Origin of the sequence: Micromonospora pisi (genome assembly GCF_003633685.1) — a bacterium.
Classification (GTDB): domain Bacteria; phylum Actinomycetota; class Actinomycetes; order Mycobacteriales; family Micromonosporaceae; genus Micromonospora_G; species Micromonospora_G pisi.
Window position 1 is genome coordinate 4422447 of the sequence record NZ_RBKT01000001.1, and the last position, 14264, is coordinate 4436710.

The following is a 14264-nucleotide window of genomic DNA, read 5'->3' on the forward strand; positions in this document are numbered from 1 at the left end:
GAACCAGCGCTGTGGCGCGCAGTGCCGTGAGCAACGTCATGATCCGCCTGGGGTACGACGAACGCGACGTGTCGCCCTTCTGTTACTCGGTGTGGTCGGGTAGATCCGCCACGGTGAGTTCCATCAGATCGTCCTCGGTCGGATCGGCCACCTCCGAGACCCGCTGGGCCTGGCGTTCGGTCATGTCCTGGAACACCTGCCGGGCGGCCCGGCCGTTGCCGAAACGCGCACCCCGGGCCAGGGTCGAGAAGTAGCCCCGCAGGACGGCGCCGGTCTGCTCGGCCAGCCGGTACTGGTGTGCGAGGGCCTGCCGTTCGACGATCCGGACCAACTCGTCCGCGTCGTAGTCGGCGAAGGTCAGGGTGCGGGTGAAGCGGGAGGCCAGACCGGGGTTGGACTCGACGAAGCGGTCCATGTCGGCCGGATACCCGGCGGCGATCACCACCACCTCGTCCCGGTGGTCCTCCATCAGCTTCACCAGTGTGACGATCGCCTCCTGGCCGAAGTCGGCCCCGTGACCCGTCGGTACCAGCGAGTACGCCTCGTCGATGAAGAGCACGCCGCCGATCGCCCGACGGAACACCGCCTGCGTACGCGGTGCGGTGTGTCCGACGTACTCGCCGACCAGCATCGAACGGTCCGCCTCCACCAGGTGCCCCGACTCCAGCAGCCCGATCGCGGCGAGGATCCGGCCGTAGAGCCGGGCCACGGTCGTCTTGCCGGTGCCGGGGTTGCCCGCGAAGACCAGGTGCCGGCCGAGCGGCGGTGGCTGAAGCCCTGCCTCCTGCCGTTGCCGGACCATCCGCATGACCTGCACGAGCCGCCCCACGTCCTGCTTGACGCTCGCCAGCCCGACCAGACCCTCCAGCTCCGCCAGGAGGTCCTCCAGCGACTGCGTCGCCGGGGCGTCCCCTACGGGTGCTGAGTGACCTCCCGCGCCTGCCGCGCCCACCGCGAGCACGGCGGTACGCCGCGAGCGCCCGTTCGCGGGCAGGTCGTCAGCCTCGACCCCGCTGGAGCTGCACTCGTCCCAGCTCGGTTCCGCTCGCGGGTCGAGGCTCACACCGCGCGCGGTGTCGAGCAGGTGCAGCCGGCGGAACCTCGGGTCGGCACCGGCCCCCACGTGCAGGGCCGGGTACCCGGCCCGGGAGACCGTACAGTCGTCGAACTGACCGTGCGCGTCCGCGTGCAGGTAGATCCCGTTCTTGCCGGGGTCGGAGACGGTGCTCGACCGGATCGCCGGGCGCGCCCCGGACCCCACCACCACGCCGGTGCCACCGGTGTCGGCGATCGTGCACCCGTCGACCAGCGCCGTCGACTCCTCCGCCAGGTCCAGGCCGACGTCGCCGCTCTCCCTGATGGCGCAGCCGGAGAGGATGGCCCCGGCCCCGGCGGCGAGGTGTACGCCGATCTCGCCGCTGCGCAGCACCTTGCAGTCGCGCAGCAGTGGTCGGTGCCGTCCGGCGAGCGAGATGCCGGTGCTGCCGCCGGTGACGGTGCAGTCGGTCGCGGTCAGGCCACCCCGGTCCGCGACGCCGATTCCGGTCATCCCGGCGCCACGTACCGTGACCCGGTCCAGTTCGGCGAGGCCCAACTCCACCACCCGTACCCCGAATTCCGGGGTGTCGTGCAGATCGCCCCGGGAGAGGGTGACCTCGGCCCGGCCGCCGACGTGCAGCGCCGTGTACCGGGTGGCGCCGATCCGTACCTCGGAGAGGCGGGCGCGCGCGTCGTCGCTGACCAGGAGACCGTTGGCGCCGGCCCGGTCGACGGTCAACCGCTCCGCCACCACGTCGCTCCGGTCCCGCAGGGCGAACCCCGAACTACCGGCGTGGGTCACCGAGCAACCCTCGACGCGTACCCGGGCGTCGCCCTCGATCAGCACACCGGTGCGCGCGGGACCGGTGACCGTGCCGTCGCGTACCACCACGTTGACCGAACCGGAGAGCCAGACACCGAAGCCGCCGGCGCGGGCGACCTCGAAGCGTTCCAGCAGCGGGCCGCCGGTCGTCGCGCCGGCCGTCCCCCCGATCCGGCCCGAATCGTTCCCGGCGGTCTTCGTTCCGGTGGCCGGCGCGACCGGACCCTCGACCCGGATGCCGTCGCCGCGCGGATCCCGGATCCGGGCCGTCCGTACCGTCGGGGCCGCCTGCTCCCGCAGCACCAGGCCGGTGCCGCCGGGACGGCCGATCTCGCAGTCGTCGAGCAGGCCCCGGGCCGCGCCGGCGAAGACGATCCCGTCCCCGGCGGCGTGGGCCACGCGAATGCCGGTCAGCTCCGGTGCCGCGTCTCCCCGAGCCAGTACGCCGGTGCCCGGGGCGCTGGTGACCGTACAGTCGACCAGCCTTGCGGTGCTCGCGTCGTCAAGGACGATCCCGCCGTCTTCCACCCGGCAGTTGCGCAGCACCGGGGCGGCGGTCCCGCCGATCTGCACGGTGCCCTGGATCTCGCAGCTCTCCAGGGTGATCGCGCCCCGCTCGGCCAGTACCGCCACCGCGTCGCCGGTCGCCTCCACCCGTAGGCCGTGTACCGCGCCGGACTCGGCGAGCAACGTCAGCGCGGGGCCGCCGGCACCGATCAACCGGACGCTGCCCGCGCCTCCCTCCGCGCGGATGACCACTGGTTTGTCCAGGACCAGCCGCTCGGTGTACTCGCCGGGCTGGACTGTCACCGTGGCGCCGGGTGCGGCGGCGCGTACCGCCGCACCGATGCTGCGGTGGGTGCCCCAGCCCCGGGGCGCCACCCGCTCGAACGACGCCCGCACGTCACTCAGCGACGCACTGGGCCTTAGCGGCGCCCCCGGCGAGGTGCGGGTAGGTCATGGGGTAACCGTTGGGGTCGCCCCGGTTGGTCAACTTGATGCCGATCATTCCGTTGTGCACCGGGTAGGTCCCCAGCGAAATCCACTTGTTGTGGTTGTCCCGCTGGTTGACGGAACGGTCGCCGGACGGGTTCACGTAGGTGGTGTTGTCGATGGTGGTGCCGTGTACGACCGCGAAGTGCGCGTTGGTGGCGGCCACGTCCCGCGAGCTGGAGCTGGTCGGTACGTAGATCGACAGGGTGCAGGACTGCGCGGCACTGCCCACCTTGAAGCCCCATACGAGCGCCTGGCCGGCCGTGTCGGTGTTCGCCTGACCGGACATCGGGATGTCGTGGAACTTGCCGCTGCACCCGTTGCCGGTGTAGCTGCCACCGCCGAGGGTGAACCAGCCGGCGTCACCGTTGAGGTACCAGCCGTACTCCTGGTAGGTCGTCCCCGCGCCGGTGCAGCCGAGGCCGGCGACCCCGCTGTAGGTGACCGGCTTGGTCACCGCCCGGTTCGAGGTGTTCACGTTCTGCGTCGTGCCGCCGGTGGTGGTCCCGGTGTTGCTGCTCCCGGCGGTCGTGCCGCCACCGCCGGAGTCGCCAGCGGCGGGTGCGCCGGGTGCGCCCACCGTGGGCGCGCCGGGTGCGCCCGGGGCGCCGGGTGCTCCGGGTAGACCGGGTGCACCCGGGGCACCGGGCAGCCCGGGTGCACCGGGCGCTCCCGGGCGTTGCTGACCGGTCGAGGTCGTGCCGTTCGAATGGGTCGGGGTGGCGGAGGCGCCCGCCGTGGTCGTCTCCGCCGCCGCGTTGGCCGGCTTCGCGTTCTTGTTCAGCAGCGCGCCGCTGGCCACCACGATCGCGGCGAGGACCACGATGACCAGTGCGGAGCCCGCGATCTGGCCCACCGGCGAGCCCTGTTGGCCACGTCGGATGGTCTGCACGAAGGCCCCGACAAAGCCGGCCCGCGCACCCCGTGGCCTTGTCCCGGCCGGTGTGGCCTCCGGAGCGACCTGCGCCGGCATGAGCTCCGGTTCGGTCGTCGCCAGTCCGGTCGGCTGCGCCATCGCGTGTTCCCTTCGCGCCCTAGATCATGATCGGCTGCCGTTCCTCCGAGCCCACGGCACCGTCACCCTGTCTACGCACTGACCAGATGTCCCGGCATGTTCCTGTTCAGGGACACACCCCGACGGCTCGGGGTGGGACGCCGCGCGGCCACGGGTCCACCCGGGAACGGTCGACAGATGTGTCAGACGTGCTGACTGTCGGTGTTGGGGGCAAGAATGGGCCACAGTGCATGTAGATCTGTCGAACTACGGTTCGACCCATCGTCGGAACCGTACGTATCGGAGGTTGCGAGCATGACGCGCGAACTGACGCAGGCCGGGGTCGATCGGCTGCACGAGGCCATGGCCGCCAGGGTTGACCGGGGCGAGTTGCCCGGCCTGGTGACGCTCCTGGCCAAGGGCGACGACGTACGGGTGGACACGATCGGCTTCACCGCCTTCCACGACGGTGGGCCGATGTGCCGGGACACCATCTTCCGGATCGCGTCGCTGACCAAACCGGTCCTCGCCGCCGCGACGATGATGTTGGTCGAGGACGGCCGGCTGGATCTGGACGAGCCGGTCGACCGGCTCCTGCCTGAGCTGGCCGACCGTCGGGTGCTCAAGCGGATCGACGGCCCGCTCGACGAGACCGTGCCGGCCGAGCGTCCGATCAAGGTCGAGGAACTGCTGACCTTCCGGATGGGGTTCGGCATGATCCTCGAACCGAGCTTCGATCCGCCGTTCCCGATCAACAAGGCGGTCCACGAACTGGACCTGGTGCTGGGGCAGCCGGATCCGCGTACGCCGCATGAGCCGGATGAGTGGATCAAGCGGTTCGCCAGCCTGCCGCTGATGTACCAGCCCGGTGAGCGCTGGCAGTACAACGTTGGCACGCTGGTGCTGGGTGTCCTGGTCGCGCGTGCCGCCGGCCAGCCGCTGGGGGATTTCCTGCGGGCCCGGGTCTTCGACCCGCTCGGCATGCGCGAGACCGGGTTCTGGCTGCCCGCCGAGTACACCCGTCGGCTGCCCAGCTACTACATGACCGACTTCCAGACCGGCAAGCTGGAACTGCGTACGGTCTCCACCCCGAGTGAGTGGGCGAGCCCGCCGGCCTTCCCCTCCGGCTCCGCTGGGCTGCTGTCGACCGCCGACGACTTCCTGACCTTTGCCCGGTTGCTGCTGAACAAGGGCGTGCACCAGGGTGAGCGACTGCTGTCGGCGGAGTCGGTGGAGCTGATGACGACCAACCACCTGACCCGGGAGCAGATCGCCGGCGGCGGGGTCCTGCTCGGCGGGCGCGGCTGGGGTCTGGGCATGGCGGTCGCGGTCGAGCCCGACGATGTCTCCCCGGTGCCGGGCCGGTACGGCTGGGACGGTGGTTACGGCACGTCCTGGTTCAACGACCCCCGGCAGGGGCTGATCGCCATCGCCCTGACCCAGACCACGGATTTCCTGTTCAACGGCGCGGCGGACGAGTTCGCCCGGCTCGCGATCGAGGCGTAGTCGGTCCGGTCCCCGCCTTACCCCAGTGACTTCAGATCCGGTGGCACGGGCGCGGCGAGCGGATAGTCCGGGTCACGACCGGCCCGTACCTCGATCGCCCAGCGCAGTTGGGCGCAGCCGTCCGGGGTGCAGCAGGCGCAGGTGCCGGGGGCATAGGAGGTGCCCCGGTCCTCGTGCTGGGCGATGGTCATCGCGGCCGCCTCCCAGATCCCGGCCCGGGTCAGCGGTTCGTCGACGCGGCTCATGGAGCTGACACCTGACGTGGCATGGCCAACACCTGGACCCTCCGTTCGGCGCGCGGGCGCGCGGTGACCGACTCGTAATGGCGACTAGGGATACAACCGACCAATTGGACCTTGCGGTCATCTGTCTTCGCCTGGTCGGCGTGGGCCATGGTCACGACAGTGTCAACGCACGCATCCGTGGATGGTTGTGGCAAGGCGCTGACCGGCCCGCTGGTACGGATGGCCCCGGGCGCCGACCAGAACGGTCGGAGCCCGGGGCCGGGGGGAGGGTGGGTCAGGCTGAGTAGCCCCGGGTGGCCATCCAGTTGGCCAGGTCGATGGTGGTCATCCAGTAGGAGCTGACCCCGTTGACGAACGCCGGGTCGGCGATCTGGACGGTCCGACCGTTGTCGCGGTAGCCGACCACGGTCAGGTAGTGGCCGCCGTCGTACGCGTGCCAGCCGCCTTCGGTGTCGGTCGCCGAGCCGACGATGTTCGCCACGACCGCGTACCCGTTGCTGATCGCGTGTACGACGTCAGCCTGGAGTTGGTCCATCTGGGCCGGGGACGGCGCGCCGGGGATGAAGGTGCTCCGGTAGAAGTCGGTCTTGGCGAGCTGGTTCAGGCCACGCGTGGTGTCGTCGGCCGAGTTGGTGCCGTTGCCGGTGGTGCCCAGGGCGGCAGCCACCTCGTCCTGGCTCGGTGACCGGTCGCGTGCGGTGAGGGCGATCCGGGTGGCTGCCGGCCCGCAGTACCAACCGTTGATCTGCGCCTCGTACTCGTAGTCGAGCACCTTCGACGCGGGCGGCGCCTTCTTGGCCGGCTTGGCCGGGGCCTTGGTGGTGGCGGGTGGGGTCGACGGCGGAGCGCTGGGCGCCGCCGAGGTGACGGTCGGCGCCGGCGCCTCCGGGGCGGGGGCCATCTCGCCGGCGGCCTGGCCGCCGATCTTCTCGGCGACGGCGACGGTCGACGGGTTCTCCGCCTGGACCGGTCCGTGGCCCTGGGTGAGCAGAATTCCGGTGGTGAGGCCCACCGCGAGGACCGCGGCGGAGACGACGCTGGCCCGGTACGGGCTGGCGGTCACGATGCGACGCAGTCGCAGTTGCTGACGATGCTTCATTGAATTTCCTCCGCAGATGTGCCGATCTGCGATCGGGGGCACATGTTTCGGGATGGCGTTATGTCTCTGCCGGGGCCAATCGCGTGACGAGTGCGCGCAAAGGGTCCGGCGGCAGTAGCCGCCAGCCCGGTGGGCCGGATCGGGGTGTGCTGATCCGCCACCACAGATGCGGTGGAATGCGTTACCGGATGACCGAGCACGACAAATGAATGCCGTACGTTTCCGTATCACCTACCGGTCACGCGCGTACTCGCGTCACCGACCGCGCGCGTTGCTCGCGTCGACGGTCGTACGCCTGCGCCCTAGTGATCCAGCGTGTTGGGCCGCGCCTCGGTGCGGGCGGACCAGGGCAGGTGTCGGGGGACGTGGCCGAGGGAGGGGCCACGGCAGATACTGCGCTGCACGGAGCATGTTCTCCTTCCGAGACCGCCTACCGGGTTAGCTGACGGATTCGGGCGGGAAGCTCGCCCTACCGCGAACCAAAGGTTCGCGGATTCACCCCATGACTACTGTGGGTCCCCGGCTCGTAACAATTACGACTCAGCGGGTCTGTTCCGGTGTCACCCGCGGTGACTATTGGCCGGACCAGACGGGCTGACGTTACTGGGCCGCATCTGCTCCTGCCAACCCCGCTTGGCCTGCAAAAACCGTGACCCATGCCGCTGTTGTGGTCGATCTGTGAGCACCGTTTCATGATCACGGAAAGTATTTGTTGCCCCGCTGAGCGGTTTGACTGGGGTGGCCGTGCCCCCTTGCCTACCGGAGGCAATGGATGTCGCATTTGCGAATGGGGTGGCCACGCTCGCCCATGCTCGACCTCGGCTGAATACTTCCTGGAAGCAATTCGGCCGAATTTCCCCGTGCTCTCGACCGACCGTGCCGCCCGGTCTCGTCCGATCGGGCCGGGCCGTCGAGCCAGTCAGGCCCTGTCCCGACCCAGCGCCGATCCGTTCCTCCGTGCCACCGGATGCCCGGCTGCCGGTCGCCGGGTCCGGGGCTATCGGGCGAACGGGGCCGGGCGGAGGATTCGCGACCGGGCCCGCGCGGCGTCGCGGACCGACAGGGTCACCGTGGCGTCGTCCGGGAATGACCGGGCTACGTACGGGACGGTCGACGGGAATGACGTCGGCAATTGGGCGCTGTCGTCACGGGTTCGGCGGATCGTGAATGGCCTCCCCGATTCTTCGTCCGACCATTCCCCAGGGCCAACGGATTCCGCTTCTCCAGCGGTCGGGTTCTGCTCCTGTCGAGCTGGTCGCGCGCCCGGTACGTCCGGTCGGGGGTATTTCGGCACCGGCAGCCGTAGGTCGGCCGGGACAGGGTAGAAAGACTCCGAGTCACCCGATCTCTGGAAGGACTTCCTGATGAGCCTCGACCGACCGATTCCGCCGGATCCGTACGACCTGCTGCCGCCGGTCCCGGCGTTCACCGTGACCAGCGACGACGTACGTGACGGCGAGCCGTTGGACGTGGAGTTCGCCCACCCCAGCGTCGGCGGCAACGACCAGTCGCCCCAGCTGACCTGGTCCGGATTCCCGGCGGAGACCCGCAGTTTCGTGGTCACCTGCTACGACCCCGACGCGCCCACCACCAGCGGGTTCTGGCACTGGGTCCTGGTCAACATCCCGGCGTCGGTCACCCAGTTGCCCCGGGGCGCGGGCATGGCCGGGACCGCCGAGGGCGGGGCGTTCGCGATACGCAACGACTACGGCACCCAGGCGTACGGTGGGGCCGCGCCGCCGGCCGGCGACCGTCCGCACCGTTACCTCTTCGCGGTACACGCCCTGGATGTGGAGAAGCTCGACCTCACGCCGGACGCCAGCCCGGCCTACGTCGGCTTCAACCTCACCTTCCACACCCTGGCCCGCGCCGTGATCCGGCCGACGTTCCAGGTCAAGGGCTGAGCGCGGAACAGTGAGTGAGCGGCCGACACCGGGGACGGGTACCTGCTGGCGTCGGTGTCGGCCGCTGCGCTCCGGTCAGCCCTCCGGCGTGCCGGGCACCCGGGCGACAGCGAAGACCGACTGCCCGAACGGCGGCCGGACCAACTGCTCGGCGGCCTTGGTCACCGGCAGCACCAGGCTGTCGTAGACCTTGACCATCGGTCCTTCCTTCGGCATCAGCCGGAACACGTTGGTGGCCATGTAGTAGCCGATCAGACCGAGCGCGTTCGCGTAGTGCAACCGCTCCACGGTCAGGCCCGCCTCGGTCAGCGCGGCCCGCATCGTCTTCTTCGTGTAACGCCGGACGTGGCCGGTGGCGATGTCCGCCGGCCCGAGCGCGAACTGGAACGCCGGCACGATCAGGACGACCGCCCCGCCCGGGCGGACCAGGTCACGCATGGCGCGCAGGGCGCCGACGTGGTCCACGATGTGCTCCAGCACGTTGTACGAGACGGCCGCGCTGTAGTCACCGCGTTCCGGCTCCGGCTGGGGGAGAAGCATCTGCCGTACCTCGACGTTGGACTCGCCGGAGAGCCGGTCCTTCAGGGCCACCAGCCGGTCCGGGTCGGCCTCGGTGGCGGTGAACCGCGGCACGTGCGGCGCCCACTCGAGTACATAGTCACCGAGCCCGCTGCCGATCTCGATCGGGTTGTCACCCAGATACGGGATCGCCAGCTCAACGAACCATCGGCGGTGGTTCACGGCGGTCGCGAGACCCTCGAGTACCTCGGATTGAACCCGTTGATCCCCAGTGATTTCTGCCATGCGTCGATTCCTCACGATCTGAAACTCGACCTGCACCCTGGACCGACAGAGTGAACCATCTACGACGACCGTAGGGAAATTGAGGCATCGGCGTGGCACGAACGGATTGTTCGGTAGATCCGTCCCGTCCAGCTTCCGGACGTTCAGGCATGGAAGACACGGATGCCGGTGATCGAGCTCGGGTATCCGCTAGCCTTCGCTACCCTCCGAACAGACATGACTACCTCTCACCCGGACATCGCTGATCTACCGAAGGAGCCCGTCCCGGAAACGACGCCGGCACCCCACCTACCGCGCCGCTCTCGGCGCGGTCTCCGGCCGGATGTCGCCGCCGTGCTGAGCTACTTCGGACTGAGCGGTTGGATCACCTCGGGGCTCTGGCTCCGGCCCGGCTCAGGGGTTCGTGCCAACGAGGCCGACCAGGCGTTCTTCGAGTGGATGCTGGCGCACGGCGCAAGGGTGATCAGCGCGGGGGCGTACCCGTTCGTCTCGTACCGGATGAACGTGCCGGAGGGCCTGAACATCATGGCCAACACCTCGGTACTGGGGGTTTCGATCCCGCTGGCCCCGATCACCCTCCTGTGCGGACCTTCGGTCGCGTTCAACGTCTTCCTCACCGGGGCGTTGGTCGCGACCGGCATCACCTGGTATCTGTTCCTCTCCCGGCACCTGATCCGCCACCGAGGGGCGGCCTGGGTCGGCGCACTGTTCTGCGCGTACGCGCCGGCCATGGTGGCGCACGCGAACGGGCACCCGAACATCGTCGGGCAGTTCCTCGTACCGTTGATCATCTGGCGGGTGCTCCGGTTGGCGGAGCCCGGCCGATGGCGCCGCAACGGCTTCCTGCTGGGGCTGCTGATCGTGTGGCAGGGCTTCATCAACCTGGAGATCCTGCTGATGACCGCGGTGGGGATCGGGATCGTCCTGGCGGTCGTGGTCGCCCGGCATCCCGAAGCGCGGCGGATGGCCGGTACGTTCCTGGCCGGGCTCGGGCTCGCCGCCGGGGTGGCGCTGCTGCTGCTCGGCTACCCGCTCTACGTACAGCTCTTCGGGCCACAGGCCTACTCCGGGCTGCCCCGGTCGATCCGGGCGTACGGGGCCGACCTCGCCTCCTTCGTCACGTTTCCCGGACAGTCGCTGGCCGGCGACCGGTCCACCACCGAGCCGCTCGCCCAGAACCCCAGTGAGCAGAACGCGTTCTTCGGCTGGCCGCTGGTGGTCCTCGTAGTGGCCCTGGTCTGGTGGCTGCGCCGCCACGCGGTCGTGCTCGGGCTGGCCGCCGCCGGGCTGCTCTTCGCCGTCATGTCGCTCGGTCCCCGGATCCACTGGCGGGGCCGGGACACCGGCATCCCGTCGGTCTGGGCGGTGCTCGAGGATGTGGCGCTGCTCGACTCGGCCGTACCGACCCGGTGGGCGTTGGCGATCGGCCCGGTCATCGGACTGCTGCTCGCGCTCGGCTGTGCCCGGGCGGCCGAGTTGTCCCGTACGCACCCGGCGGCGACCGGTCCGGTCCGGTTCGTCACCGCGACCGTCCTGGTGATGGCACTGCTGCCGATCGCACCGTTGCCGATCCCGGTCGAGCGACTCCCGGCGACCCCGCCGTTCATCACCGACGGCGGCTGGCGGCCGTACGTCACCGGTGGCCGGAGCGTCGTCGCGTTGCCGTTGCCGGCGTCGACCTATCCGGACCCGTTGCGCTGGGCCGCGCAGACCCGCCTGGACCTGCCACTGGCCCGGGGTTACTTCCTCGGCCCGGACACCCGACCGGACCGGCCCGAGGGCCGGGTCGCGCTCTTCTCCGCGCCCCCGACGCCCACCAGCCGTTTCTTCGACGCGATCCACCGGACCGGCACGCTGCCCCCGGTCGACCAGCGGCGGCGTACGGACGCGCTGCGTGACCTGCGGTCGTGGCGGGCCGGCGTGGTGGTGCTCGCCCCGCAGCAGCGGGCCGACGCGCTCCGGGCCGGCATGATCGCGCTGACCGGGATCGAGCCGACGCTGACCGGTGGGGTCTGGGTCTGGGACGTCCGGCCGCTCCTTGGCGGCTGACCGCCGGCCGGGTCAGTTGGAGCGGATGCAGCAGCCCTTGCAGACGCGCGGCTGCGGCAGGGTGAAAGCCAGGCAGCAGGTCTTGCGCTGCACGGTGGGCTCACCGTTCGGGCCGGGGACCAGTTCGATCAGGTCGGCGAGGTCGAGCGCGGAGAGCAGCGTGCCGACGTTCGCGGCGGAGGTCCCGGGTAGTCCGTCGGAGGCCCGCAGGATGCCGTACGCGACGCCGGAGGCGACCGAACCGAGCAGCGTACGGGCGCCCACCCGGACCTGGGTGTGGATCGCGTCGAGCAGCGGGGTCAGGTGTTCGTCGAGCATCGATCCGCGCAGCGCGGCGAGGAGCTCGGCCTCGTCCGCGAGGACCCGTACCTCCGGGCGCCCGGCGACTGCCAGCGGGTCGTTGGGGAGCACCGCGATCGTGGTGGAGCGGCGTAGTCCCAGGGTCAGTGCGGCCCGTTCGGCGTCCACCCGGATCAGTACGTCGCCGGCCCGCACCAGGGGCACCCGGCGGGCCGAGGCCCAGCCGACCACCGTGGGCAGGGCCAACCAGTAGGTGTACGCCTTCCAGAACAGGGCGGCGGCGGCGTGCGGGGTGGCCTGCCAGGAGCGTTGCGCGGCGGCGAGGATCTCCGGCAGGCGATTTCCGTTGATCAGCTCGGTGGCGGACAGCCAGCCCTGCTCGTCCTCGACGAGCACGCCCGGTGCCAGCCCCGGCAGGTCGTCGGTGCCGAACATCTTGCGCAGAGTCGCGTTCACGGGTGCGAGCGGTGCGGCTGCCTGTGCCCGCCCGGTGATGACGGCGGTCACCAAGCGTGACCGATCTTGCGCGCCCCGATGGAACGTGGGGCTCTGTCCGTGACTGTCCGAACCGAGAGGGTGACCAGGTCAACGAGGGTGAGCGGCCTGCTCGGCCGTCGTTTCATCGCTGTCACCGCACCCGCCCTTCGTCACCGTACCGATCGCCACGTTAGCACTAAGGGAAGCCTAACCACAGCCGGCAGTGCGTGGAGCCCTTCGTCACGATTGCCGACCGAGATCACACAACGTCGTGTCCGAGCGGGTACCCGGGCGGGCGCGGCGCTAACCGTCAGTCATCGGCGGGAGGGCTCCACCGGCGGCCTGAGCAGGCATTACGGGGGCCGCAAGGATCGATGATGATGAAAGAATTGTCAAGCCAAATGTCGTCAACGCGGCACTCCTGCCCGGTTGGGTGAGTCGGCCAGCAGACTGGGATTCCCGGCCCCTTAGGAACCCGATGACCACCTCGCCCATCGAGCGGGCTGCCGACTCGTTCGCGGCCGAACTCTCCAAACGGCGGGTCGAGCGGGGCATGACCAAGAAGCAGCTCGCCGCCCGCATGGGGTTCGACCCCTCATATGTCAGCCACGTCGAAGGCCGGCGCCACCGGCCAACCGAAGACTTCGCCCGCCGCGCCGAGGCCGTCCTCAGCGCGTCCGGTGCCATCTGGCAACGGTTCCAGGAGTACGACGAACTCCGGCACGCCCGATCGAACCTGGTCGCGCACCGGGACCCACCCGTACCCGAGCAGTGGTTTCCCCCGGGAACCGGGCTCATCGTCGAGCAGGAATCCGCCACCCTCACCTACCAGGACAACACCTACCGGTGCGTGATCCGCCGTGCGCTCTACAACGCCGGCACCGAACCGGTCACCCGTTACCTGGTCCGGATCGCCGTGGACCGCTTCCCCAGCGACCCCGGGCGCTCCAACCGGCACCACCGGGACCATCCGCTCACCTTCGCCGAACTGGACCTCCAGGCGTTCTGTGGTGAACAGGAGAACCCCGAGCCGATGGACTGGCGGAAGAAGCACGACCGGGACGCGTTCAAGGAGGTCTGGCTCCTCTTCGAGAACGCCAACGGCCGCTTCCCGCTCTACCCCGGCGAGCGGGTCACCATCGAGTACGCCTACACCGTCGGCGAGGAAAAGTGGGGTCACTGGTTCCAGCGGGCGGTACGCCTACCGACCCGGCACCTCGCCGTCCGGCTCAACCTGCCGCTCGGCCTGGACCCGCAGGTGTGGGGCGTGGAAACCACCCTCTCGGCCGAAGAAGGTCCGCTGCGTACGCCGCTCGTCCGGCACGACGCCGACGGCCGGGCGATCTTCGACTGGTCCACCGAGGAACCGCCGCTCAATGCCCGGTACCGGCTCGAGTGGCGCTACCGGAGCCAGCCCGCGACAGCCGGGGCCGAGCCCGAACTCCGCGCCAGCGACCGGATGCGCGCCGCCGGCATCGTCCAGCGTGGCGCCGCCATGCTGCGCCAACCGGCACGCCTCTTCCAACTGCCGCAGGACGAGGCGACCGCCCGGGACGTGCTGTTCCAGTTGCGTGCGGCACTGCACCGGCTGGACGAACTGCACCCGTTCAGCAAGGGGGTCGGTCTGGCCGCACCGCAGCTCGGCATCCCCTGGGCGGCGGCGGTGGTCCGGCCCCCGGACCGGGACGCCGAGCCGGTCGTACTGCTGAACCCACGGGTGGTCGACGCCGCCCGCGACACCGACGAGCAGTACGAGGGGTGCCTCTCCTTCTTCGACCAGCGCGGCCTGGTGGCCCGCCCGCTCCGGATCGATGTCGAGCACGCCCGTTGGGACGGCGGTCGGGCGATCACCTCGTTCGAGTTCGCCATGGCCCGCCTGGTGGCGCACGAGATCGACCACCTGGAGGGCAGGCTCTATATCGACCGGATGGACCCGAACATCCCCCTCGTTCCCGTCGAGGAGTACCGGGAGACCGGCACCCCCTGGCGGTACTGATCCCTCGGAAGCTCGCCCCGGAAACGGGGGGCCGGG

10 protein-coding genes and 1 riboswitch are annotated in these 14264 nt (G+C 70.2%); of the genes, 4 read left to right on the forward strand and 6 right to left on the reverse strand.

Annotation, left to right across the window (positions count from 1 at the left end; genetic code table 11):
• Positions 1-82 precede the first annotated feature (82 nt).
• Both BDK92_RS18705 and BDK92_RS39705 read right to left on the reverse strand, forming a co-directional pair.
• On the reverse strand, positions 83-2764 hold the full coding sequence (locus tag BDK92_RS18705; RefSeq protein ID WP_121157871.1) for a right-handed parallel beta-helix repeat-containing protein: 2682 nt from the start codon (positions 2762-2764) through the stop codon (positions 83-85).
• Between the two features lies 1 nt (position 2765).
• On the reverse strand, positions 2766-3869 hold the full coding sequence (locus BDK92_RS39705) for a hypothetical protein (protein WP_211349281.1): 1104 nt from the start codon (positions 3867-3869) through the stop codon (positions 2766-2768).
• Positions 3870-4163: 294 nt separating this feature from the next.
• On the opposite strand from BDK92_RS39705, the gene BDK92_RS18715 reads away from it, so the two are divergent.
• Positions 4164-5354 (forward strand): serine hydrolase domain-containing protein, encoded by a 1191-nt coding sequence (locus BDK92_RS18715; protein ID WP_121157872.1) that lies wholly within the window; start codon positions 4164-4166, stop codon positions 5352-5354.
• Positions 5355-5371: 17 nt separating this feature from the next.
• Here BDK92_RS18715 and BDK92_RS18720 read toward each other — a convergent pair whose 3' ends face one another.
• Positions 5372-5599, reverse strand: a complete 228-nt coding sequence (locus BDK92_RS18720) for a hypothetical protein (protein WP_121157873.1) — start codon at positions 5597-5599, stop codon at positions 5372-5374.
• A gap of 274 nt (positions 5600-5873) precedes the next feature.
• The gene (locus BDK92_RS18725) at positions 5874-6698 is read right to left on the reverse strand and encodes a C39 family peptidase (protein WP_121157874.1); all 825 of its coding nucleotides are present in this window, start codon (positions 6696-6698) and stop codon (positions 5874-5876) included.
• A gap of 412 nt (positions 6699-7110) precedes the next feature.
• Positions 7111-7254: riboswitch (cyclic di-AMP (ydaO/yuaA leader) on the reverse strand.
• Between the two features lie 808 nt (positions 7255-8062).
• Here BDK92_RS18725 and BDK92_RS18730 point away from each other — a divergent pair.
• Positions 8063-8602: a YbhB/YbcL family Raf kinase inhibitor-like protein gene (locus BDK92_RS18730; RefSeq protein ID WP_121157875.1), complete on the forward strand. Its 540-nt coding sequence runs from the start codon at positions 8063-8065 to the stop codon at positions 8600-8602.
• 75 nt (positions 8603-8677) lie between these two features.
• Here the strand turns inward: BDK92_RS18730 and BDK92_RS18735 are convergent, their stop codons facing one another.
• Positions 8678-9406 carry a class I SAM-dependent methyltransferase gene (locus BDK92_RS18735; protein ID WP_121157876.1) on the reverse strand — a complete coding sequence of 243 codons (729 nt, stop codon included), beginning with the start codon at positions 9404-9406 and terminating at the stop codon, positions 8678-8680.
• Positions 9407-9622: 216 nt separating this feature from the next.
• Between BDK92_RS18735 and BDK92_RS18740 the strand changes: the two genes are divergently transcribed.
• Positions 9623-11455 carry a DUF6311 domain-containing protein gene (locus tag BDK92_RS18740; protein ID WP_246017115.1) on the forward strand — a complete coding sequence of 611 codons (1833 nt, stop codon included), beginning with the start codon at positions 9623-9625 and terminating at the stop codon, positions 11453-11455.
• A 12-nt stretch (positions 11456-11467) separates the two neighbouring features.
• Here the strand turns inward: BDK92_RS18740 and BDK92_RS18745 are convergent, their stop codons facing one another.
• Positions 11468-12250, reverse strand: a complete 783-nt coding sequence (locus BDK92_RS18745) for a hypothetical protein (RefSeq protein WP_121162370.1) — start codon at positions 12248-12250, stop codon at positions 11468-11470.
• Between the two features lie 460 nt (positions 12251-12710).
• Between BDK92_RS18745 and BDK92_RS18750 the strand changes: the two genes are divergently transcribed.
• Entirely contained in the window at positions 12711-14228 is a 1518-nt protein-coding gene (locus BDK92_RS18750) for a peptide deformylase (protein WP_121157877.1), read from the forward strand.
• The last annotated feature ends 36 nt before the right edge of the window (positions 14229-14264 follow it).

Coding starts and splice junctions, on each gene's coding strand:
- BDK92_RS39705 (WP_211349281.1), bottom strand. CDS start 3,869: ATGGCGCAGCCGACCGGACTGGCGACGACCGAACCGGAGCTCATGCCG.
- BDK92_RS18715 (WP_121157872.1), top strand. CDS start 4,164: ATGACGCGCGAACTGACGCAGGCCGGGGTCGATCGGCTGCACGAGGCC.
- BDK92_RS18720 (WP_121157873.1), bottom strand. CDS start 5,599: ATGAGCCGCGTCGACGAACCGCTGACCCGGGCCGGGATCTGGGAGGCG.
- BDK92_RS18725 (WP_121157874.1), bottom strand. CDS start 6,698: ATGAAGCATCGTCAGCAACTGCGACTGCGTCGCATCGTGACCGCCAGC.
- BDK92_RS18730 (WP_121157875.1), top strand. CDS start 8,063: ATGAGCCTCGACCGACCGATTCCGCCGGATCCGTACGACCTGCTGCCG.
- BDK92_RS18735 (WP_121157876.1), bottom strand. CDS start 9,406: ATGGCAGAAATCACTGGGGATCAACGGGTTCAATCCGAGGTACTCGAG.
- BDK92_RS18740 (WP_246017115.1), top strand. CDS start 9,623: ATGACTACCTCTCACCCGGACATCGCTGATCTACCGAAGGAGCCCGTC.
- BDK92_RS18750 (WP_121157877.1), top strand. CDS start 12,711: ATGACCACCTCGCCCATCGAGCGGGCTGCCGACTCGTTCGCGGCCGAA.